The sequence below is a fragment of the Hymenobacter crusticola genome (assembly GCF_002154225.1).
GTDB classification, from domain to species: Bacteria; Bacteroidota; Bacteroidia; order Cytophagales; family Hymenobacteraceae; genus Hymenobacter; species Hymenobacter crusticola.
This window is the reverse complement of sequence record NZ_MTSE01000011.1, coordinates 117,213-140,505: the sequence shown is the minus strand read 5'-3', so window position 1 is coordinate 140,505 and position 23,293 is coordinate 117,213. Positions and strand designations below refer to the sequence as shown.

Genomic DNA, 23,293 nt, shown 5'->3' with positions numbered 1-23,293 from the left:
GGTTCGCGGGCCACTACTGCTTCTGGAGCGTAGCCGAAAAGTGCTGCTTGCCATCGGTGTAGCGCACTAGGTAGTGGCCGCTAGCTAGGGCCTGCAGGTGCAATGTTGTTTGCTGACTGCCAGCTGTGCACGCAATAGTGGCGACGCATTGCCCAAGCGCGGAGTAGATGCGCACGATACTGTGAGCGGCGGCGGGGTGCACCAACGTAGCCTGGTTGGTTACAGGGTTGGGGTAAAGCTGCACGAGGGTGGCCGTCGCCGAACGAGTGGCCGTAATGATGGTCGTCCCGCCTTTCACCACCACGTTGCGCAAAGTGGCAAAGCGCGCCGACGTGGAACCCGAACCACAGCTGTAGTACAGGCGGAAAGTCAGGCGCTGATCGGGTTGCAGGGTAACGCCACTGGTGCCAGCAAACGCCAGGCGGTACGTGCTTTGGCTACCTAGCAGAATAGGCGTCGCGAACCCACCATTGGCGGTGCTCAGCAGCGAGCCAGTCGGCCCCCAACCTCCGCTCACATCAGCCGAATCAGCCGAGAATCCGGTTCTCGACCAAGCTACTGCTAGCTTCGTGCTGCTGGTCGAGCCAGTCACGTAGGAGGTCAGCAGCAGCGAATCAACCCGCATGGTAATGCCACCCGTGGGTACTACCTGAAACTGCTCGTAGTAGGTGCGGTTCAGGTTGCTGCCGTTGCCGCCGGCTGAAGTTAGCCACGAACCCTCCGCGAGAGGAGCAAAGGCTTGCCCGTATTGGGCGGAGTAAGGCGGAACGCCAGCCGTAGCCGAGCCATTGGAGAGCACAAACTTGCGGAAGGTAGGGGTACTAGCTTGCACCGCCGCGCGCACGGCGCTGCTGTCCTGATTGTTGCGCGTCATGGGCCACCACTGCACGACGCCGGATTGTGGCAAGGGCGCGGCTTGTGTTATGCCGTTAATGGACAGCGTGATGGTCGTGGCGCCGGTGCTGGCTAGCGTCAGATTGCCGCTGTAGGTTCCTGTCGCTGAGGCGTTCAGTCGCACCCTAAGGATCGTGCTAGCTACTGTGTTGTCGGTTGCAGGCAGGGTAAGCGGCGCCGTAGTTGTGTACCAGGTGGTGCCATTGTTGGAAACCTGGTAGCCTGCGGGCGGGGTGATAACGAGGCCGGCAGTTAGGTTCTCGCCTGCTACCAGCACGCTTTGTTGGGTCGACGGCTGCCCCAAGCCTTGCAAAAAGGGCTGGAACGCGCCCGTGGTGGTGATTGTGGTAGGACGGGAAATTTGCAGCGTGTCGCTGAGGTGCGTGAGCAGGCCCGCTTTGCTAGCCCGTACGTAGTAGAAAAGTGAGACACCTGCCGCCGGAACAGCATCCGTCGTGGCAAAGTTGACGTCGATGGCGTTGGCGGCTGTGGTGGTGTACAGCGGCGTGTACGCGCCGTTGCGCGTCGCGCTACGAAATACCTGATATTGCACACCCGCAATAGGCCAGCTCGCGTTCCAGGTGAAAGCCGACGGCGTGGTGCTGGTTCCCTTTACGGCCATGAAATTCGTGATGGCAATTTCAGGCGCCTTGCTAGGGCAGAAGTTCGGGTATACCGCGCACGGGTCCCAGGTGCCCAGCATGGCAGCGCGCGTGTAGGTCGCCGTGTCGGCGTCGGTGAGCTGAATCGACCACGGCACGCGCTGGCTCACGTCGAGCAGGTTACCGTTGGTGTCCCGACTTTTGTACTCGGCGTAAGTGATAACACTGGTGTTGGTGCCGGCATCCCAGCTGCTCCAGCCTTCTGGTTTGACAACGTTGGGGCCTATTACGGTGCTGAGCCACACCACTTTGTTGTGGGCGCGGTTGGCGTTCGTATTACTAGCGTCATTGCCCCATGGCCGACCTAGGGTGTAGGTGGTGGTGCCGCGGTTGGCCGGAATGTAGCACTTGCGGAACACGTAGCCATATGCTTGGTTCTGCGGGGTATTGGCCGCCGTGATGTAGCCGCCGCTGCCACCGTCGCGCCGGGTTTTGGGATAGATCACGCAACCCTCAAATAGCCCCCGGGCACCCCCATAAATGAAGTCGACGGTGCCATCGATATAGCAGTCCTTGAAGTAGTTGCGGGCGTTGTTGGTATTGGTGTACACCGTGTCCTGCCCACCCAGGAAGCGACAGTTCTTAAACGCCACGCGGTCGGCGGTGATGCGCATGGCCAGCGCCTGGGGCGAGTCGCCGGTGGTATTCTCGAAAGTGATGTTTAGGGCCGAGAAGTCGGGGCCGCTGATGGTCACCGTGGCCGATGTGGTGGCGCTGAAGGTGCCGCCGGCGGGGTTGGGTTTCCCGTTGTAGTCGTCGCCGGTGAGCACAACGCCTGCCACGCTCTGACCAATGAGCTGCAAAAACGGCTTGGTTGCCGGTACGGTGACTTTCTCCTTGTACTTGCCATTCTTGATGTAAATGGTGTAGGGCGTGGTGCGGCCCGTCGGGGCGGCGTTGATAGCGGCCTGCACGGTAGTAAAGTTGCCGGTGCCGTCTTTGGCCACAACTACTTCATAAGATTGAGCGTGAGCGGCTAGTGTTACCAGCATAAGTAGCCAAGTTGCGCCAACGTGCTGCCATAGCGTAAAGAAGTGTTTCATGGGTAGGAATTAGAAGAGCAGAGCAAGGGGAGAGGCTAGGCCATAGCCAGATTTGGGCACTACCTAGCTGCGCAGCAGGAAGGGTGGCTAGCCATCCTAAAGGTTGAAGTATTTAGAAGCCGTGCATTGTATCATTTAAGCATTGTATTGTTTGTTCTTTGCATGTTCTTCGCAAAAAGCAAAGCCATTTCGTAGCCAGCCGAAAAAAGGCGCTTAGGCCAGAGGCTTTGGCGATTTTAATGAGTTCCTGCACCTTGTGGGCCTAGGCGCCGTCCTTTGGAAGGGCTTGCCTCCCTAGACTCACCACTGCCCCCGGGCCTTTGGTATTAACTTTCACAACCTTCTGTGCGCTGCCCGCCTAGGCTTTGGACGTAGGTGGCAATATAGAAGGCAGCCCGGCAAAACATTTTTGGTATTTTACCAGGCGGCTCGCGCTGCACAAGGATCCAGAAGTTTGTGCCAGCCTCATCCACGACATTTTCCTGAACTTGTGGTTGAAGCGTCACCAGCTCGCAGTAGATTTCTTTCCGCGCTACCTCATGGCCGCCACACGCTACCATGCCTACCGCCACGGCCGCACGGCACGCCAAATTCCGCTGCAGTATTCTGACGATCTAGCCATGACTACTACCAGTCGCAATGCGGGGGAAGAGTACCTGCACAGCCACGAGTTGGAGCAGCGCGTAGCGGCTCATTTAGCGCAGCTGCCCAAGCGTTGCCAGGAAATCTTCTGGCTCAGTCGGCGCGAGCAGCTGTCGGGCGACGAAATTGCCGCGCGGCTCGGAATCTCCAAGCGCACCGTTGAGAATCAAATTACCGCCGCCTTGCATCACCTTAAGCTGTCATTGAAAGACTTACTGATCGTGCTCCTCTTGTTGGGTAATTGGTAGTAGAAACGCGGGAGTAGTTTCCGAAGCCATAGGCGGCAGTCAATAGCTAGGATTTGCTAGTCGTTTTTGAAAAGATGAACGTGAATGCTTGTGTCTAACAGGTGTTTATTGTAGAATACGCTGGGGCTAATAGCCAGGGGTGGTTCTGCTGACCTTCGCTCGATAACTCCCTTGTACCTAGCCCTGCTGGAAAATGCGCGACTGCCTAGCTACCTAGATTGTTTGCTCGTGTTTGCGTGCGGATAATAAGTGGGCCTGAAACCTAGGGTGTCTGTCGTGCTACGTATAAGGCTTCCTAGTAGTACACGGAGTTGTATCTTGGCAGGGCTTGCCACCGTCTTCCTAGATGCGCGAATGCACCCGCCCGCGAACCGCTCGACTAGGTGAGGTGCCCGACGGCGACACGGTCGGGGGAAGCGATGGACCGGATAACGCATTGGGCTGGCATCAATCCCTACTACGAAACAAGAGCATGAACACGGAACGCCCCTTATTGGTGATCGTAGGCAGCGCTAATACCGATTTGGTCGTGCACACGCCGCAATTTCCTGTGCCGGGCGAAACCCGCCTGGGCAGTGCATTTCAGCTCTCCTGCGGCGGCAAGGGCGCCAACCAAGCGGTTGCGGCCGCCCGGCTAGGTGCCCGCGTCGCGCTGGTGGGCAAAGTCGGGCGCGACGACTTTGGGCAACGTGCGCTGGCCAACTTGCAGCAGGAAGGGTTAGACACGACTCACGTGTACCAGCACCCAGAGGCGGCCACCGGTGTGGCCATAATTACGGTCAATGCTCAGGGACAGAACACGATTGTCGTGGCCCCCGGCGCCAACCACGAGCTGCTACCCGCCGACCTAGACCAGGCTGTTACTCTGCTCGAGCAAGCGGCTTACCTGGTGGTGCAACTCGAAATTCCGCTGCCCACGGTGCTCTACTTGGTGGCGTGGGCCCGCCGCCGGGGCAAGCGCGTAGTGCTGAACCCCGCGCCGGCCCTACCCTTACCCGACGACGTGTACCACGACTTATTTCTGCTAACCCCCAATGAAACGGAAGCCGAAGCGCTGACGGGCGTCCCCGTGCGGGATGCCGATTCGGCACGGGCGGCAGCGCAGGTCCTGCGCGAGCGGGGCGTGCGGAACGTGGTGGTGACCCTAGGAGCGCAAGGCGCTTTCTTGCATACAGCCACCTACACGGGCCTGGTACCGGCACCACATGTGGAAGCGGTAGACACCACTGCTGCCGGCGACGTCTTTACCGGCGCGCTGGCGGTGGCGCTGACGCAAAACCTAGACTGGGAGAGGGCCGCGCATTTTGCCTGCCAGGCGGCCGCCGTAGCCGTGACCCGATTGGGCGCGCAGGTATCAGCCCCTTACCGGCACGAGCTCCTGGCCAGCTAGCTATCCGGGGCAAACGCTGTCGTCACCCTATTAAAGCAGTTACGCCGCGCCCCAAACCAACTGGCTCGTTCTTACGCGCCGCTACCCTTACCCCCGACGTATTTGCCCGCTTGTTCGTTAGTCAGGTTATGCATGAGGCCAAGGCAGCTGCCCTGACGTACCACTTCTTTTGAGGAAACCGCTGCCGCTGAGGCGAGGCTGCGCCAACTGGATAGCAACCTCACGGCTGCACAAGTGAGAAACAGCTAGCGCACGGCAAACCTAGCTGAAAGAATGTCGGCAGAAGGAGGATAGAAAGTAGGTAACAGGCGTATATTACCCAACCGAAGCTGAACGACTATTCGGAACTGAACGCATGGAAGAAAAAAAGCACTGGGACTTTAGCGGCCACGCCAGCATCGCTATCGAGAATAATCAGCTAACCTGGAAGGCAGCAAGCGGGCAAGCTGGTTCGTATCCGCTGCCAAGTGTAAGTGGTGCCAATTACGAAGCGGGCGGCTTCCTGCGCCTGATCGCCACGCTACAGAACCAGTTGATTCCCGTGCCTAAGACGCTGGCCTCCGAACAAATGGTCAGCGAAATCCAGGAGTACCTAGCCGTCTTTCACGAACAAGCGGATACCCATACGTCGGCGCCGGGGGACGGCCACACGAATAGCGGGCTGACGGATGAACTGGCCAAGCTAGATCACTTGAAAACGCTGGGCTTCATCACAGAGGAGGAATTTCATCAGATGAAACAGAAGCTTCAGCTCTAATAGTTGCTGTTCTGGCTAGCGTCTGCGGTGTATTGAGCTATCAATTCGTAATCTACAGACGACAACTAGTGCTTCGAAAGCCCCTTGTATAAGGGGCTTTTTTATTGTAGGTACTATTGGCAGAGCTGAACATAGCCGCGCGTAGCTCCTGAGAAATATAGCTAGCTGTTACGATAGGAATCGGCTGCCTTGCGTAACACCTCTATTCACTTTCTCTTTCCGCCATGACCACGCCTACTCCTGATCCCGCTGCCCATCTCTCGCAGATTGTCCGCTACAGCCTCCAGCTACCTGCAATGGTCGACCCGGCTAGCCTAGCCACCGTGCGAACCTTGCTCATGGATCACCACTTGGTCGTCGACCGCGTGGTACCCGGGGAGGCGTTAGTCGCTTCGGCCACGAGCTCAGATCCGGATTGGCCAGCTATTAAGCTAGCCCTGCAAGAAGCAGGCTATCCTCTCATCCACACCACCACTGTTGATGATTAAGCATTGGCGGCTTCGCCATGACGTAGTCGCCGGTGGTTACTCTACCAAGCACTTCCTGAGCTTAACCTCTTGTTGCAAAACTCGTTCTGCTGCCACCGTGATGGGTAGTGATGGGCTAAACTCTAGAACCAGCGTGGCAGCGCTCCTAACCGTACGTGGCGCACCTAGCGTGCCGGTGGCAATGCTCAGCGGCATAATAAGCAGCGTTTTAATGATGACCTGCGCCGTACCGATGATGAGTTGCAATCTTTGCAAATGAGCACTCAAAGGGCACCGAATTTCTGCTTCCCGTCATGGAGAATGGGGAAAAAGACTAGATTTGGAGGTCGTATGTATGTCCTTGCTGATGGCTGCTCAAGCTTTACTCACACGTTTACGGGCCCTTGGCCAAGCATTGGAAGAGGCCACTGATACCGGGGATGTAGGGAGTAGTAGCCCATTACACCAAGCTCGCGAATTTCTGCTCACGCACTTACCCCAGGAGCCTAGCCTGCCTTATCGAGCGGATGATCTGCTGGAAGAGCTAGCTCCTTCGCCGCACATTCATTTGCGCTGGGAAGAGGAGCGAGAGTTGGTGCTAGAAGGCTTGGGGATGCTGCATTACCTATGGCAGCGGCAGCTGACTTCCTAATGAAGCTAGCTGCCGCTGCCATCGTGTTTGTACGGTTTCGTCGGAAGCGCTTTTACTTGGTGGCAAAATTGCATAAACATAAACTAGTTGAATCAAAAGAAGTTTCAATTGATATAAATGCAATATCAATTGATTTATCAATATGGCGAGTACAACCATAAGTCAGAGACTCAAACTCCTGATTGATGCACTAGATTTGAAATTAGGTCCTTTCAGTAGAACCTTAGGGGTAAGTGAAACCAACGTTCGTAATTACATAGAGCGTGGGTCTAAGCCTAGTTCTGATTTTTTGGAAAAGTTGATTAACCATTTTGAACATGTCAATTCAACGTGGCTGCTGACCGGGCGAGGAGAAATGCTTCTCAATGAGACGAAGTCGTTACAATCAAAGCACGCAGGTAAGCATAAAAGCCAAGCCATTAACACCGACAATGGCAGCGCCCTAATGAACTTCAACACCGTTGATGACTGCCGACGCGAGCTAACTGCTGCCAACAATACCATCGAGCTTCTCCGTAGCCAGCTCCATGACAAGGAGCGCATCATTCAGCTGCTAGAGATGCAGCTGCAGAAGTAACCTACCGTCTACTTAATCTTTTTCTCTTTTCTCATGCCCACAGAACTAGTTAACGGGTTCGGCAAAGTCTACCTCACCATCGAATACGATCCTGCTAACCAGTGGGTGTACAACAACTGGGTTGGCTATCAAACCTATGTGGGGATCATCCGCGGGGCCGATGAGTGCTTATATCCGCTGCTAGAAAATCAGTGTTCTTACCTGCTCAACGACAACCGCCAAGTGCTCGGTCCGTGGGACCATGCCGTACAATGGCTCGTCACCGATTGGGCCCCGCGTGCCGTTGCGCAGGGGCTTACTCACTTCGCCCAAGTGGTTAGTCCAGAGTCGTTTGCGGCTCAATCAGCTGATGCTATGTACAAGGGCATCAGTGACCGATTCCAAATGCGCATGTTCGACAACATCGTCATTGCGCAAACCTGGTTATACGAGGAGCAGAAGCTTGCCGCTAAGAGGCGATTAAACGGGTAAACGGTATTTCAGCTGCTGGAGAAGAAGTTGAGAAACGGCAAATTGGCTGGCCGAACAGCGTAGTTCATATAGCATCATTGAGCCGGCCTGTGCCTGCCTCTAGCGGAATCGTATAGAAGCGTAGCTGACTATAACTCACCGGGTACTAACAGAACTTACCGCACTTGTACTGAATGAAGCGGTTAGTAGTTGCCACTAAGCTACTTGCGGCGGGGAGTATAATTGGGAACAGGCTTCGTATAACTGATCTTCCTACAGCACAACGCTACGATCACTCGGTAGCCAACACAAAGCAGCGCTTTCGTGCATAGCAGTTGAGCCACTTGTAAAGGGTGAAAAGAGTAAAATGGGAGCTAGGCTTGTTATTTAAGCAGGCATAAAGCGGTCTTCGTCGAAGCTAGGCTCGGCCACGCGGCCGCTGCTCAGCTTCATAACGGGGTTGCTGATTTCGGTGAGCAGTACGCCGAAGCCCCAGGGTTTTGGCTCGATGTCCCGAACGTGATACACTGGTCCGGAAGCTGGTACTTGTAAATTGGAGGAAGCAACTAGAGCAGGCCATTTGGCATCTACACAGATGATGGCTTGGCCTACGTGAAATCTAGCAATAGGGTGATTGTACTCTTCTGACATTGATGGGTAGCATATAAAGCAGTTCTGAGCGCTTCTAAATCAAAATCGCGCCATATTTCTGCTTTAGCTCCTCCCACACAAGCAAAATAGTACGCCCTGCCAGAAAATTCCTACATTCTATCAACAGAAGAGAATTGCTTGTTCGCTAGCCGGAAAAGGTTACTCTCCTGCGCCGATGGCCTAGGTGCTCAACGCGTGACAGAATACGTTTTGTGTTGCGGGCCGACGCCTGTGATTTTCACGGCTTGCCAGCCCGTCGGTAGCGTTGTTTTGCGCTGTACGACACCCGTAGGGGCAATATCAAGCCCGCCGAAGCCCATGAGCACGGCCTGGAGTACCCCGCCCGCTCCAGTGGCAAAGTAGGGATTGGTACCTCCCTTCGTCTCGGCAATGACCCGGAAGGGAGCTAGCAGATTAGGCGCGTAGGCGTCCTGGAAAAAGTGCTGTGCCTTATCACCATCGCCTAGCCGCGCATAGAGCAGCGCAAAGATAGCCTGGGTCATGGCGGGGGTGCCTTCATTGGGCACGCGGGTTTCGTAGTAAGCTAGGTCCTTGCGGATTTGGGCGGGTTCCTTTACCACGCCTAAAGGGTAGGCCAGCAAGTTTACGTCGCCCTGCTTGATGCCTTCGCCGTGGTAGCTGGCGTGCTCCTGGGTTACGCCGTCGGGGAAGTGGAGCAGCGGAATATTCTGCGCGACGTGTTGCCAATCGGGATTGGCTGGTAAGCCGAGCAACTTGGCAGCAGCGGTAGCATTGCGCAGGTTGACTTGGGCGGCGGCGTTGGTGAAGGCGTTGTTATCGACGTTTTCGGCCCACTCATCGGCGGCCACCACATTTTTGATATCGTAGTGGCCGGGGCCGTTGCGCTCCACCCGGCTCGTCCAGAAGTCGGCCGTGGCTGACAAGATGGGCCAGCCAGTTGAACGCAGCCACGCCTTATCTTGCGTTACGCAGTAATACTGCCAGGCGGCCAGCGCTACGTCGGCCGAGATGTGGTGTTCAAATGGTCCGCTCAGAGCCCACACGGGGGTTTCTTCCACGCCCGTATCGGCGCTTTCCCACGGAAACATAGCTCCTTGGTAGCCATGCGAAAAAGCATTGCGCTTCGCTGCCTCCAAGCGTCGGAAGCGGTACTCTACCAACGACTTGGCAATTTCTGGGTGCAGCACTGCTAATACCGGGAACATCCACAGGTCCGTATCCCAGAACACGTGTCCGTTGTACCCTAGGCCCGAAAGACCCATCGGCGAAGGCGAGTAGTCGGTGCCAGCCCGCGAGAAGCTGTAGAGGTGGTAAAGCATGCTGTGCACATCTTGCTGGGCCTGGGCGTCGCCCGTTATCTGGATGTCGCTCTGCCACAGGTCTTGCCACGCTTTGGTGTGAAAAGCTAGCAAGCGTGCTTTGCCCTCGAGACGAGCAAAAATGGTGAGGCGCTCGGCTTGGTTGAGCGGATCGGGGTCGTGAGCAGAGGTGATGGTGGAGCCAGCCACGGCATAGGTGTAGCGTTGGCCTGCCTTTAGTGTTTTGCCAAACTTCATGAGGTGCATGTTGCTGTCCCACATCTCATGAATAATGCGGGGCTCTTGTTCGTGCGGCTCCTCAAACAGAAAGCTGGTGCTGGCGCATAATTGTAGCTTACCGGTTGGGCTCTTAGCCGCGGAAGTTAGCAAACTTAGCGTAGCATGTGGCCGGTCGATTTCGTTGTAATAGTTCTGCGCTTCGCGCAGGGCGTCGGGGGCTTCGAGCACGCTAGCGGCCGTGAGGGCTAGGTCCTTTTTGGCCGTGATAGCGACGTCGAGCAGCGCCGTGAAAGGCAGATGGCGCAAGGCATAGTAGGTGTAGCTGATGGTTGCCTTGTCCGCGTAATCGAACGTGGTAGTGAAGGCCGCCCGTTGCATGTCGAGCTGCTGACGGAAGTTGGTGGCGTCCTGCGCGTTTAGGCGGTGCCCATCTACTTCCAAGTACATGTTCAACAGATTGAAGCCATTGAGAAAGTTGCTGACCCGCCCGCGGCCGTATTGGTCGTACGTGCCGGCTAGCACCACATTCTTCACCTGAAAAGGCACGGGCGAGGAAACAATACCCAGCACGCCGTTGGCCACGGTGATGCCGTAGTAATTAGTAGGGTCAATCTTATCGGCGGTGATGCGCCACGGATCAGGCGTTTGCGCAGCAAGCGGCAGGTGCGCAGCTAGTAGAAGCAGCCAAGCGTAGAAATAAACTTTCACGGGCGGAACGGTACGGTAAAGAGTGGGAAACATAGCAGCAGCGAACGGCACAAGAGCCACATCAACCCGTGCTGCCATACGGGGGAGGAGGGGGCTAGCTTTTACGACACGCTACAGGTAGCTAGGTAACATAAAGCATCAGCCAAGTGGCACGGCACCAACTTAGCGAGCAGAGCGGGCTACGTTGCCTGGATAGCCAAGACGCGTGCTTCAAACGCTTCGTTTGGCAGAAAAGAACGGTTCTTGACCCGCGTTTTGTAGGCGTATACGGTATGAATGGAGTAGCCTAAAATGCGGCTGATCTGCTCGTTATCATTGATGCCTAGGCGAATAAGCGCAAAAATGCGCAGTTCAGTCGTAAGCAAACTGTTTTCGGCCAGCTGGATGCGGTCGGCTTCCGTGAACAGCGCATTGAACTCGGCGACGAAGTTAGGGAAGAGGTGAATAAAGGCGGTATCAAATCCTTTGAAGAGGGCAGTTCGCTCCGATTTGATATCAATATCTTTTACCAGCTGTTGCGCCGCTGCTACTTGCTTCGTTGAGAGCAGGGTGTTTAGCTTTTTCTGCAACACCTCTAGCTTATCAATGTAGCGGGAAGTGTTATTAAAATAGTAACCAATGTATTCTTCCTTTAAATGATTGGCTTCGTTGAGTCCCTGGTTCAACTCCCGGAGCTTTTTGTTCAACTCATGCTGCTTGTCGTTGAGCACGTGCAATTTGGTGTTGTTTTCGTTCAGTTCTTGGTTAGTAATAGCCAACAAACGTCCCGTTGACTGCAACCGCCGCAACTGAAAGTAAATAACGAAAGCAGTGCCTAGCAGAAGAGAGGCTAGTACGCCAATCGCAAGGGCGTACCTTTTGGCTTCTCGGCGCTGCTTCTCAACAATTGTAATCTTCTGGCCATCAATTAGAGAGGAGATAGGCGACATCTGCACCAGCCGTTGGCGAGCCGAGTAAAAAGTGGCACTGTGGCGAGCTTCCTTGATGTAGCGGTAGGCACGTTGCAAGTCGCCCCGCTGGTAGCAGTAATCAGATACGTTGAAGAGGGCAATACCTTCCTTCGTCGACGACTTGATATCGTTGATGGCCGCTAGGGTCATGTAGTGGAGAGCTAGGTCACATTGCCCGGCATATTCGTAGAGCTTAGCTAAGTCGCTCGAACTAATGGCTAACTGATGCGCCGTTAGTGGCAAACGCCGAAGCTGGCGGTAGATGTTTTTGCCCGCCGCCAAGTCATTTTGCTGCTTGGCCCTAAATAGCTGTTGCGATAAATCGAGATAAGAACCAGGCTGGCCATACCGCGCCGATGTATCAGCGTAGGCGTAGGATTTGGCTGTGTAAAAAGGGCTATAGTAAGAATCTTGGTTGTATTCCGCTAGCTCGGTATAAACAAGACTGTACGTTGAGTAGAATTCGGCGCGGTACTGAGGCGCTAGCAAACGGCGGTTTATGGCCCTTAAGGTGTCAAATGCGTCCTTATACAAGCCACCCGAGCGTAATGTAAAAGCTAGCTTTGTACGGGCCGTCTGAATTTTAGTGGGGTTTCGTAAGGTACGGGCTAGCTTCCCTAGCTTCAAGCTGTAAGCAAACGCCGAATCATACTTAAATACCTGGTATTCATTGCAGATCAAAAGTACTAGGTCGAAGCTAGCATCAAGATCGGCTTTGCCTGAGTGAAGCTCTGCCTTAAGTGCCGCTAATCGGTTGAGCCGCTGTTTGTCGTAATTCGTCTGGTTGGCTAAGGTGTAGTCAAGCGTTTGGAGGAGGCTATCTGTTTGCCTGTCGTTGGCAAAGCTTGCTATGGGTTGTAATAGCAAGGGACATAGACCGATGAGCCACGCAAGTAACAGGGTAAGAGGTTGTGACACGGGCAGGAGTGGGATGCATAGTGAAAGATCGGAGGGATGTTGCGCAGATAAGGTGTGACTCGCGGCAGGGACAGCCGATTGACAATCCCTTAAACTGTTGGTAACTAGGACAAGCTCAAACATCTTGAGGCAGTTCGGCCCTAGCACAAAGAGCGGCTAATGGAGCTACTAAATCAGGCTGATTTAGGAATGAAATCCTAAGCTAATACAGCTACTGAAGGGCAAGCGCTACTAAGAAATTCGCGGATCTTAGCTAGCTAGGCACGGTAAGATAGTAAGACTCTTCGCACAATAGCAATGCTAAAGAAGAAAGGTCTTTCGAACAGGAAGCGTAGAGAGCTAAACCCATAACGAAGACTCGCAGCCTAGTAGACTATAACGCCTAAAAAGAGGCATCATGAGCTATATTGGTCTAATAAAAAGTTTATATAATTTTCTAGCATATTTTTTATAATGTGCTGATATAAAGGATCTTATCACTGAAAGGTAATTATAATTTTTGATACATTGTTTGTACACATTTTTAGATAAGCACTAGAGCAAATTCTTTTGTCAAACTTGTCTTAGATAGCTACTGCAATCGTTTGCGGTATAAGCGCTTCTTCAGCTTGTTAGAAGATGCTGTTGGGCTTGTATAAACTTGACTACCCACTAAGTGCTTCTGCTCGACGCATTAACTACGGATTGAAGACTGAGCAAAATAATACAACGACTATAGGAGGCAGTCTGCGGTCATGATACTGATAAAGCTTCACAAAGTTGTAGACCAAGAAATACTCACTGCACCTGTTTGAGAACCTAGGTAGACAGCTCGAAGCAGCTTTTGAAGTAAACTTAAAAAGAGCACGACACTGCTTAGAAGTAGGCTCGACGGTAGTTTGTGCTCTTAGTATACTATGGAAGAACTTATCAGACCTCCGTTGGCTGATGTAACAGAGTTAGGTGCTTATACCCTGAGCAAGGCTTAGGGAGTGTCCGTCCAAGCAAAGCCGAAAAGCATATTCGGTGGAAGTAGTAACCTAGAGCGACTCCGTTTTCCCTTTAGTGCCACCCAGCCATTGAGCTATGAAGCATCGTTTTCGAAAACGTTTGCCCCTGCTTTAAAACGTTTGCGGTGCCTCGCTAGGAAGCTAGGTGTAGTTTATTTCCCACTCTTTATCCATCCTCTTATGCGTAACAACTGGTACAAGCGACACAGTACGTCTGAACAGTCAGTAGCCACGCAAGCTACTAGTACTCCGCCGCTGCTGAAAGCGTGGGCGCTTTGCTTGCTAATCATCCTGGTCTCCTTGGTAAGTCAGGCGCAGAACACACGGACCATCACGGGCAAAGTAGTAGATGCGCAATCCAATGGCTTGCCCGGTGTGACGGTAGTAGTGCCAGGCACTACAGTAGGAACTAGCACTGGCGCCGATGGCAGCTTCCGAGTAGACGTGCCCGCTACGGCTACCACTTTGTCCTTCTCATATGTTGGATATGCCGCCCAGCAGGTCAAAATCACGGATCAAGCAACGGTGCAAGTAACGATGCGCGAGGATACCCAAGCCTTGGCCGATGTAGTCGTGGTAGGCTACGGCACTGTGAAGAAAAATGACTTGACGGGAGCGGTCAGTGCTTTGAACCCCAAGGACTTCAACAAAGGCACTTTCACCTCGCCCGACCAACTCATTCAAGGACGAGCCTCAGGGGTGCAGGTGACGCAGAACAGCGGTCAGCCCGGAGGTGCCAACACCATTCGCATCCGCGGCAACGCTGCCGTAACGGGTACTGGTCAACCTCTGTACGTAATTGACGGAGTACCGCTCGATGGTCGTTCGGCCCGCCCCGGCTTGAATACCACCTTCGGTGATAGTCCAGACAGCAACCCGCTCAACTTCTTGAATCCCAATGATATTGAGTCGATTGATATTTTGAAGGACGCTTCGGCTACGGCTATTTATGGTTCGCGTGCGGCCTACGGAGTAGTCATTATAACTACGAAAAAAGGTAAATCAGGCGAGCCCAGACTCGATGTGAGCGTGTCGGGTGGCTTCTCAAAAATTCTGCGCCGCATTGATGTACTCGACGCCAATGAATTCCGGCAAGCGCTAACGTACTACGGGGCTTCGGCCAGTAACGATAGAGGCTTGAGCAACGATGCCCTCGGAGCAATCCTGCGTACGGCTTCGGTACAGAACTACAATGCCGCTATCAGCGGTGGCAACGAAAACGCCCGCTACCGTTTGTCGCTCGGCTATCTTGATCAGCAAGGAATTATCAAAAAGACCGGCTTCCAGAAGTACAGCGCCAACTTCTCCACCAACATGAAGTTCCTGGAAAGCAAGCGCCTAGGAGCGGATATTAGTATCACCGCCAGCCAGTTTCGTGAGCAGCTAGCGCCCGTTACCAACAACGGCGACTACCGGGGCAGCCTTATCGGCCAGGCTTTGCAGTGGAACCCTACTGACTCGTTATACAACGCCAAGGGACTTCCAGTATCGAGGCTAGGTACCTCCACGATTAATCCCGTGGCCATGCAGCAGTACTACAACGATAACTCACGTGTAACCACAGCCCTAGCTTCCATCTCGCCCTACTACAAATTCACAGATTGGCTGGAATATCGCGCGCTAGTTTCGGCTAACTACAGCACGGGCGTTCGTCGCACTTCTATCGATCAGCGCCTCAACGTTGAGCAGTACCAACGGCTAGGGTATGCGGCTGTCAGCAACAACGAGCTGCTTACCCAGCAGATGACCCACACGTTGAATTTCAATAAAAAGCTTGGCGGCAACTTTAATTTGAATGCACTGCTAGGCTACGAATACCAAAAATTTGGCAACTCGGGTACGGGCTTAAGTGGCTTAGGACCAGTAAACACGCAGACGGGCAATCCGGTAGGCTTTGGTACGTATGGGTTGGATTACACGAACTACCTACAATTTTCCAACCCTTCGGGCCGCAAGATTACAGCCTTTGTAGACCCTGTGTCGGAGCTGCAATCGTACTTTGGGCGTGCCATTCTTAACTATAAGGAGCGTTACCTCTTAACGGCTACTTTGCGCGCTGATGGTAGCACCAAGTTCGGCGACAACAACAAGTACGGCTACTTCCCGTCGTTGTCAGCTGCCTGGGATATTAGTCAGGAAGATTTCTTTGCTGTAGAAAGCATCAACCAGTTGAAAGCGCGGGTAGGCTACGGCCGCACCGGTAACCAAGAGTTTCCGGCTGGCTCAGCCCGAGGACGGTACGCCTTCCTACCTGACAACGGCGGCCTAGGCCAAACCAATAACCCCAACCCTGATCTGAAATGGCAATCAGATGAGCAGTATGATGCGGGCCTCGATATAGCCTTGTTCAACAATCGCCTGACCCTGACGGCCGATTACTTCTATAAGCGTACCACGGACCTGCTGTATCCTAGCGCGCCCATTCAGCCCGCTGCACCAGCCGCAAACGGAGTGTCGCTCGTGACCTGGAGCAACCTCGATGGTGTGATTGTCAACAAGGGAGTGGAGCTAGCTACTGGCATCACGGCCATTGATAATCCACGGATTGGCTTGAGCTTCAATGCTAACGCTACGTTCATCAAAAACAGAGTGTCGGACGTGAGAGGCGTAATCCAGACAGGCGCACTCAACGGCCAAGGCTTGTCGGACGTGACGGTGGAGGTAATCCAAAGCGGCTTGCCAATCAATGCTTTCTATACGCAGCAATTCCAAGGAATAGAGGCTGGCTCGGGCCAATCTACTTATGCCGATAATGGTGCATTCCGCTACCTAGGTAATCCAAATCCGACAGCCATAGCGGGGCTGAGCGCCAATGTACGCTTCTTGAAATTTTCCCTAACGGCCAACTTCAACGGCGTGTTTGGCAATAAGATTTACAACAACACTTTCAACAGCGTGCTCAACGTGAGCCAGATACAGGGCGGCAAAAACATTGCGCGTGAATTCTATAAGTCGCCCGTTAAGGAAGCGCTCAGCAACCGCCTCGCGCCTTCTTCTCGCTTCTTGGAAAGTGGTAACTACGTGAAGCTCTCCAACCTGACATTGAACTACGCCTTTGGTGACCTAGGTCGGGTGTTCAAAGGCACTAGCATTTACGTCACTGGCCAGAATCTCTTCCTCATCACGAAGTACAAGGGCTTCGATCCTGAGATCAACACCAACAAGTCGGTGAACGGAGTGCCCTCAGTAGGTATCGACTACACCGGTTATCCGACGGCTCGCACATTCACGTTCGGCGCCAACTTTTCCCTGTAACCCACTCAGCAACTAGTATTGTATGAAAAAGGTATTCAGTGCAGCGGTCTTGCTGGCCCTACTCCAGCTGGTCAATAGCTGCGAGATCAACGAAGAGTTTCAAGGTTCTCTGACTACTGATCAAATAGGTGGCAGCGGTTCTTCTAATACGTCGTCCTTGCTCGATGGTGTATACACGGCCATGCGCAGTCCTTTCCAAGGAGCAGGTCAAGTATTTGCCCTTTCAGAAGTAACCACCGACGAACGCCTGATGCCCACGCGTGGAGGCGACTGGGATGATAACGGCAAGTGGCGCCAGCTGCACCTGCACAACTGGGACGCCAACCATATAGAAATACGCAACAGTTTTAATAACCTGAACGCCGTTGTATTTGCCGCAACGGACCTGCTGCGCTACAATCCCACGCAGCAACAGCAAGCGGAAGCGCGCTTCCTGCGCGCTTGGGCCACATATTGGATTCTCGACCTTTTCGACCAAGCACCCTACCGCGACCCAGGGGAGCCCGTGACGCAGCTAGCCCGCGTGCGAAAGGGTATTGAGGCGCTCGACTACGTCATCAGTGAGGTGAACGAGGTGCTGCCCAACCTGCCCGATGCACCAGCCTACCGCGCCAACAAGGACGCGGCCCGCGGCTTGCTCATGAAGTGCTACCTCAACCGGGGTGTATACACCAATCGTGCGGCGCCTACGTTTGCCCCGGCCGACATGAACCAAGTTATCAGCCTCGCCGACCAGATCATCAACACGGGGCGGTACAAGTTTGCGACCAACTACTTCGATAACTTCGCCCCCGATAACACCAACATCGGCACGGAGAACATCTTCACGGAGCTTAACCAAGGCGGTGTGAGCAGCGGTGCGCAATACGACTTGTGGCGTTTTATCTCGCACTACAACATGGTGCCCAGCGGCTACAACGGCCCCACGGCGTTGTCTGACTTCTACGACAAGTTTGGCGCAAACGACATTCGGCGGGGTACTGTGTACAGCTATACCAACGGGCCGCTCAACCCCGGCAAACGCCAGAACGTGGGCTTCTTGGTTGGGCAACAGTATAACCTGAACACGGATGCGCCCCTGACAGACCGTAGCGGCGCACCCCTCGCTTTCACGCGAGAGGTGAGCATTATTGAAACCGATGCCAAAACACTAGAGCGCACCGGTATTCGGCCCATGAAATACCCACCGGATTTTACGAACAACTCGGCCGGTACGACCGACAACGACATGGTGCACCTGCGTCTGCCCGACGTATTGCTGATGAAGGCAGAAGCTATTTTGCGGGGTGGCACGGCTACGTCGGCTGGTTCTTACGGCAATACACCACTGGCACTGGTAAACTCTATTCGCACGCACCCATCGCGCAACGCTGGGGCGCTCTCTAGCTTGACCCTCGACATATTGCTCGACGAGCGAGGCCGGGAACTGTACCTAGAAGAATGGCGCCGGCAGGATATGATCCGCTTCGGCAAGTTCCTAGGTCCTATTCAGGAAGGGCCTACGAGTAGTTCTCCTACTTACCTCATTTTCCCGATTCCGAACCAGCAGGTTGCGGTGAACTCCAATCTCACTCAGAACCCAGGCTACTAAATACGCGGACCGATTGTGCAAACGTTGTAAAGCTCTAGCTGCAACGTTTGCACAATTGTGGTGTCTACTTGTACATAATACGCATACATTCCCCTATATTGGCTACCGTGACCTCGACTGTGGCGCTTTGCTTGGTCTCTTAAACAGCTGATAAGGAGTTTTTTACTGTCGGCTACCTAGGTTCAGCGCCACTAGTTGCTTCGTTCTTTTCATCCTTTTCCACCAAACTATTTCTGTGACTTCCCGCCGCACATTCTTCAAATCTGCCGCCCTGCTTTCAGCCGGGGCGTTGGTGAGCCCTGCCTTGCTTGCTGCTCCTACTCAGTACATCGGTCTACAGCTGTATACCGTGCGCGATGCAATGCAGCAGGACCCCACGGGTACGCTCGCAAAAGTGGCCCAGCTTGGCTACAACTCGGTGGAGGGTGCTACCTACACGGGCACGCAGAAATTCTACGGAATGGAACCTGCTGCTTTCGCTAAAACGTTAAAGCAACTCAATTTGATCATGCCTAGCAGCCACTACGTGCTTGGTATGGCCGAAAATCAAGGTAAGCCTGTGCAGGGCACCATCCTGCACGGCTGGGATAAAGCCGTGGACGACGCGGCCCAGGTGGGCATCAAGTACATGGTGTGCGCTTACCTGCAGGAATCGGAACGCGGTAACATCGACCAGTATAAGCGCCTCGCCGAAACGCTGAACAAGGCTGGTCAGCGGTGCAAGAAAGCCGGCATCCAGCTCTGTTACCACAACCACGACTTTGAATTTGCGGCCCAGAATGGCCAATTACCTTACAACATCCTGCTGAAGGAAACCGACAAAGAGCTACTCAAAATGGAGCTCGACCTGTATTGGGCCACCAAAGCCGGGCACGACCCCGTGACCTTATTCCAACAGCATCCTGGTCGCTTCCCACTGTGGCACGTGAAGGACATGGACAAAACCGAAAAACGCGACTTCACGGAGGTTGGCAACGGCTCTATTGACTTCAAGAAGATATTCGCTCAGCGCAAGCTAGCAGGTCTCCAATACTTCTTCGTGGAGCAGGACCGCACGCCCGCTTCGCCCTTCGACAGCATCCGCAGCAGCATCACTTACATCAAAAGCTCGCTGCTGTAAGTCGCTCACCAGCGGCATTTACCTCATTTTATTTTCACTTCGTTTTTTATGGCACAAAATACCTATGACGCTATTGTCATCGGTTCCGGTATTTCGGGCGGCATGGCTGCTAAGGAGCTGACTGAGAAGGGCTTGAAAACGCTTATGTTGGAGCGCGGGCGTAACATCGAACACATCAAGGACTATGTGAACGCCAACAAAGCGCCTTGGGAACTTCCGCACCGCGGGGGCAAAACCCAGCAGATGATCAAGGACTATCCCGTGCTAGGCCGCGACTATACGCTCAACGAGAGTAACCTTGAATACTGGGTGAATGAGAAGGAGAGCCCCTATACAGAGGTGAAACCCTTCGACTGGTTTCGGGGCTACCACGTAGGCGGCCGCTCCCTGATGTGGGGCCGGCAGTCGTACCGCTGGAGCGACTACGACTTTGAAGCCAACGCCAAAGATGGCATTGCCGTGGACTGGCCCATTCGCTACAAAGACCTAGCTCCTTGGTATAGCCACGCTGAGAAGTTTGCAGGCATCAGCGGCAACCGCGACGGCCTTCCCCAGCTACCCGACGGCGACTTCATGCCCCCCATGGAAATGAACGTAGTGGAGAAAGACGTGGCTGCGCGCATCAAAGCTAAGTTCAAGAACCGGCACATGGTCATTGGCCGCACGGCTAACATCACCAAGCCGCACCACAATCGCGTAAACTGCCAATACCGTAACAAGTGCTGGTTAGGCTGTCCGTTTGGGGCGTATTTCAGCACCCAATCGGCCACACTACCAGCCGCTGTGGCTACCGGTAACCTTACGCTGCGGCCCTTTTCCATCGTTACTAAAATTCTCTACGATAAGGACACCAAGAAGGCGAAAGGAGTAGAGGTACTGGATGCCGAAACGAACAAGACCTACGAGTACTACGCCAAAGTCATCTTCTTGAATGCTTCGGCGCTGAACTCGGCGTGGGTGCTAATGAACTCGGCTACCGATATATGGCCTGAGGGCCTAGGTAGCAGCAGCGGCGAGCTAGGGCACAACGTAATGGACCACCACTTCCGGGCTGGTGCCCACGGCACGATGCCAGGCTACGAAGACAAGTACGTGTTTGGCCGGCGAGCCAACGGTATTTACGTGCCGCGCTTCCGTAACCTGTTCGGCGACAAGCGTGATTACATCCGGGGCTTCGGCTACCAGGGTAGCGCTAGTCGCGAAGGCTGGAGCCGCGACATTGCCGAGATGAACATTGGTGGCGACCTGAAAGATGCACTGTCGGAACCAGGTGCCTGGACCATGGGCATCACGGGCTTTGGCGAGATTTTGCCGTACCACGACAACCGCATCTTCCTCGACAAAGACAAGAAGGATAAGTGGGGCCTGCCGGTGCTGTCCATGGACGCAACCATTCGGGAGAACGAGCGGAAAATGCGCGTCGACATGATGCAGGACGCAAAAGAAATGCTGGAAGCAGCCGGCCTGCAAAACGTGAATACCTACAACAACGACTACGCCATGGGCGGCGGCATTCACGAAATGGGCACGGCGCGCATGGGTCGCGACCCCAAAACCTCGGTGCTCAACCAGCACAACCAGGTGTGGGATGCTCCCAACGTGTACGTGACTGATGGCGCCTGCATGACGTCGGCGGCGTGCCAGAACCCGTCGCTCACCTACCTAGCGCTCACGGCCCGTGCCGTAGATCACGCGGTGGGGGAGATGAAAAAGCAGAATATCTAATTCTCTCACTGATAAGGTTATGAACAGACGTGATGCCGTCGCCCGAGTAGCCCTGATTATGGGCGGTACCCTCATCGGGGGCGACTACCTGCTGACCGGCTGCGGCCCGGCCAGCACCGATAAAACTGCTGATAAAGGAAAAGGGCAAGCCCAGACCAATGGCAAACTGGCTGATGTGCTCGATGCCAAACAGGTGGCGTACCTGAACGAAGTGGGTGAAACGATTTTGCCTACCACCGCCACGCCGGGCGCCAAAGCCGCCAACGTGGGAGGCTTCATGGCGGTGATGGTGCGCGACTGCTACACGCCCACCGACCAGGAAGCCTTCGTGAAGGGACTTGATCAGCTGGAAGAAGTTAGCAAAAAGCAGAACAGCAAGGGCTTTCTGGAAAGCACGCCGGAGCAGCGCACAGCCCTGCTCCGAGCCCTCGACGCGGAGCAGAAGCAATACAGCAAAACCAAGTCGATTGAGGCGCCCAACCACTATTTCCGGATGATGAAAGAGCTGACCTTGCTCGGTTATTTTTCGTCGGAAGTAGGGGCAACCAAGGCGTTGCGCTACCTTCCCGTGCCCGGTAAGTACGACGGCAACGTGCCGTACAAGAAAGGCGACCGGGCTTGGGCTACCACTTAAAACGCTCAGCTGCTAGCTATTGGCTTAGCTACCGCTTAGGAGGAAGCGAACAGTCATTGGCTAGCAGCGAAGCTGTTTAAGAAGTCCGTTTTCGATCACGTTGCGCTGGTCGGAGCATTCTCTACCGCCAAAGTAACTTACTTGCTACTGGGGTAGAGCTGCTTCGACCAGCGTAGCATGACGGCCTAGGCTATTTTTCGGGACTTTTTAAACAGATCCAGCTAATAAAGCAACTGAATGAAATTACGACTTGGAATGATTGGTGGCGGGCAAGGCGCTTTTATCGGCGCTGTGCACCGCATCGCATCGGCTCTCGATAGCCAGTATGACTTAGTAGCCGGCGCGTTCAGCAGCAACCCCGATACATCACGGGCCACCGGACAAGCCCTGGGCTTAGCACCTGATCGGGTATATGGCTCGTACCAAGAGTTAATAGAACAGGAAAAAGCTAGGCTCGCGGCCGAGCGGGTACAAGTCATTAGCATTGTCACGCCGAATCACTTGCACTTCGCGCCGGCTAAGCTAGCTTTGGAAAGTGGCTTTGATGTGGTGATTGACAAGCCAATAACGTTCTCATTAGCCGAAGCTCAGGAGCTGGCTGATGTATTAAAAGCGACGGGGCGTCATCTGTGCCTCACGCACACCTACACCGGTTACCCCATGGTGAAGGAAGCCCGCCATCTGGTAGCTTCGGGTGTACTTGGCACCATTCGCAAGGCATACGTGGAGTACCCGCAGGGGTGGCTGAGCTCCTTCGCTGAAGGCAGCGCCGACAACAAACAGGCCGCGTGGCGCACCGATCCTGCCCGCAGCGGCATTGCCGGCGCCATGGGCGACATTGGTACTCACGCCTTCAACTTGCTTGAATACGTGACCGGCCTGCAAGTCGAGAAGCTGTGCGCCGATATCAACGTGGTGGTGCCCGGTCGCCAGCTCGACGACGATGGCGCGGTGCTGTTGCGGCTAAGCTCCGGCGCAAGTGGCGTGCTGGTAGCTACCCAAGTGGCAGCGGGCGAGGAGAATAACCTACGCCTGCGCGTGTACGGCGACCAAGGTGGCCTAGAGTGGCAGCAAGCCGACAACAACACGCTGCTGGTAAAGTGGCTCGACCGCCCGGCGGAGATTCACCGGACCGGCGCTTCTTACCTCAGTGCCGCCGCCCGCCACAATGCGCGCGTGCCGGCCGGCCACCCGGAGGGCTATCTGGAAGCGTTTGCCAATATTTATCGCAACTTCGCTCTGCACCTGCAAGCCGAGCAAGCGGGCGAAACCGCTTCGCCCGAAGCGCTAGATTACCCTAGCATTGCCGACGGTCTGCGTGGTATGGCCTTCGTCGAAACCGTTATTGCCTCGGGCCGCTCCGACCAGAAGTGGACCGAGTTTCCGTCTATCTAGAAGATACAACTTAAGACTGCGAAACCAGCGGTGAGACTTTCACCGAAGCTCATCT

The 23,293-nt window shown here is 54.5% G+C and carries 18 protein-coding genes; 13 read left to right on the top strand and 5 right to left on the bottom strand.

The features are described 5' to 3' along the window. Positions 1-13 precede the first annotated feature (13 nt). The gene (locus BXP70_RS19035) at positions 14-2,599 is read right to left on the bottom strand and encodes a pectinesterase family protein (protein WP_086595703.1); all 2,586 of its coding nucleotides are present in this window, start codon (positions 2,597-2,599) and stop codon (positions 14-16) included. A 365-nt stretch (positions 2,600-2,964) separates the two neighbouring features. On the opposite strand from BXP70_RS19035, the gene BXP70_RS19030 reads away from it, so the two are divergent. From BXP70_RS19030 to BXP70_RS19015, 4 genes are all read left to right on the top strand, one after another. After that, on the top strand, positions 2,965-3,489 hold the full coding sequence (locus BXP70_RS19030; protein ID WP_086595702.1) for a sigma-70 family RNA polymerase sigma factor: 525 nt from the start codon (positions 2,965-2,967) through the stop codon (positions 3,487-3,489). 346 nt (positions 3,490-3,835) lie between these two features. Next, positions 3,836-4,879, top strand: coding sequence for a ribokinase (rbsK, locus tag BXP70_RS19025; RefSeq protein WP_245849684.1), 1,044 nt, complete (start codon positions 3,836-3,838; stop codon positions 4,877-4,879). 355 nt (positions 4,880-5,234) lie between these two features. After that, positions 5,235-5,636 carry an SHOCT domain-containing protein gene (locus BXP70_RS19020; protein WP_086595700.1) on the top strand — a complete coding sequence of 134 codons (402 nt, stop codon included), beginning with the start codon at positions 5,235-5,237 and terminating at the stop codon, positions 5,634-5,636. Between the two features lie 224 nt (positions 5,637-5,860). Next, positions 5,861-6,124 carry a hypothetical protein gene (locus BXP70_RS19015; RefSeq protein WP_143436580.1) on the top strand — a complete coding sequence of 88 codons (264 nt, stop codon included), beginning with the start codon at positions 5,861-5,863 and terminating at the stop codon, positions 6,122-6,124. Between the two features lie 36 nt (positions 6,125-6,160). On the opposite strand, the gene BXP70_RS19010 is transcribed toward BXP70_RS19015, so the two are convergent. Next, the gene (locus tag BXP70_RS19010) at positions 6,161-6,370 is read right to left on the bottom strand and encodes a hypothetical protein (protein WP_218779816.1); all 210 of its coding nucleotides are present in this window, start codon (positions 6,368-6,370) and stop codon (positions 6,161-6,163) included. A 100-nt stretch (positions 6,371-6,470) separates the two neighbouring features. Here BXP70_RS19010 and BXP70_RS19005 point away from each other — a divergent pair, with 100 nt between their 5' ends. From BXP70_RS19005 to BXP70_RS18995, 3 genes are all read left to right on the top strand, one after another. Beyond that, complete coding sequence (locus BXP70_RS19005) at positions 6,471-6,755, top strand: hypothetical protein (RefSeq protein WP_143436579.1); 285 nt, start codon at positions 6,471-6,473, stop codon at positions 6,753-6,755. 289 nt (positions 6,756-7,044) lie between these two features. Continuing rightward, positions 7,045-7,332 (top strand): hypothetical protein, encoded by a 288-nt coding sequence (locus BXP70_RS19000; RefSeq protein WP_086595696.1) that lies wholly within the window; start codon positions 7,045-7,047, stop codon positions 7,330-7,332. A gap of 33 nt (positions 7,333-7,365) precedes the next feature. Continuing rightward, positions 7,366-7,803 carry a hypothetical protein gene (locus BXP70_RS18995; RefSeq protein WP_086595695.1) on the top strand — a complete coding sequence of 146 codons (438 nt, stop codon included), beginning with the start codon at positions 7,366-7,368 and terminating at the stop codon, positions 7,801-7,803. Between the two features lie 366 nt (positions 7,804-8,169). Here BXP70_RS18995 and BXP70_RS18990 read toward each other — a convergent pair whose 3' ends face one another. From BXP70_RS18990 to BXP70_RS18980, 3 genes are all read right to left on the bottom strand, one after another. Beyond that, positions 8,170-8,433 (bottom strand): hypothetical protein, encoded by a 264-nt coding sequence (locus BXP70_RS18990; protein WP_086595694.1) that lies wholly within the window; start codon positions 8,431-8,433, stop codon positions 8,170-8,172. A gap of 188 nt (positions 8,434-8,621) precedes the next feature. Further along, positions 8,622-10,694, bottom strand: a complete 2,073-nt coding sequence (locus tag BXP70_RS18985; protein WP_086595737.1) for a glycoside hydrolase family 65 protein — start codon at positions 10,692-10,694, stop codon at positions 8,622-8,624. 146 nt (positions 10,695-10,840) lie between these two features. After that, entirely contained in the window at positions 10,841-12,478 is a 1,638-nt protein-coding gene (locus BXP70_RS18980; protein ID WP_086595693.1) for a DUF6377 domain-containing protein, read from the bottom strand. Positions 12,479-13,698: 1,220 nt separating this feature from the next. Between BXP70_RS18980 and BXP70_RS18975 the strand changes: the two genes are divergently transcribed. The 6 genes from BXP70_RS18975 to BXP70_RS18950 all read left to right on the top strand — a co-directional run bounded on the left by BXP70_RS18975 (position 13,699) and on the right by BXP70_RS18950 (position 23,238). Continuing rightward, on the top strand, positions 13,699-16,773 hold the full coding sequence (locus BXP70_RS18975; RefSeq protein WP_086595692.1) for a SusC/RagA family TonB-linked outer membrane protein: 3,075 nt from the start codon (positions 13,699-13,701) through the stop codon (positions 16,771-16,773). Positions 16,774-16,795: 22 nt separating this feature from the next. Beyond that, entirely contained in the window at positions 16,796-18,364 is a 1,569-nt protein-coding gene (locus BXP70_RS18970) for a RagB/SusD family nutrient uptake outer membrane protein (protein ID WP_086595691.1), read from the top strand. Positions 18,365-18,599: 235 nt separating this feature from the next. After that, positions 18,600-19,484 (top strand): sugar phosphate isomerase/epimerase family protein, encoded by an 885-nt coding sequence (locus tag BXP70_RS18965; RefSeq protein WP_086595690.1) that lies wholly within the window; start codon positions 18,600-18,602, stop codon positions 19,482-19,484. Between the two features lie 48 nt (positions 19,485-19,532). Beyond that, a complete protein-coding gene (locus tag BXP70_RS18960; protein WP_086595689.1) occupies positions 19,533-21,209 on the top strand; it encodes a GMC oxidoreductase in 1,677 nt (558 codons plus the stop codon). Between the two features lie 19 nt (positions 21,210-21,228). Beyond that, positions 21,229-21,843, top strand: coding sequence for a gluconate 2-dehydrogenase subunit 3 family protein (locus tag BXP70_RS18955; RefSeq protein WP_086595688.1), 615 nt, complete (start codon positions 21,229-21,231; stop codon positions 21,841-21,843). A gap of 237 nt (positions 21,844-22,080) precedes the next feature. Continuing rightward, on the top strand, positions 22,081-23,238 hold the full coding sequence (locus BXP70_RS18950) for a Gfo/Idh/MocA family protein (RefSeq protein ID WP_218779815.1): 1,158 nt from the start codon (positions 22,081-22,083) through the stop codon (positions 23,236-23,238). Positions 23,239-23,293: the final 55 nt, after the last annotated feature.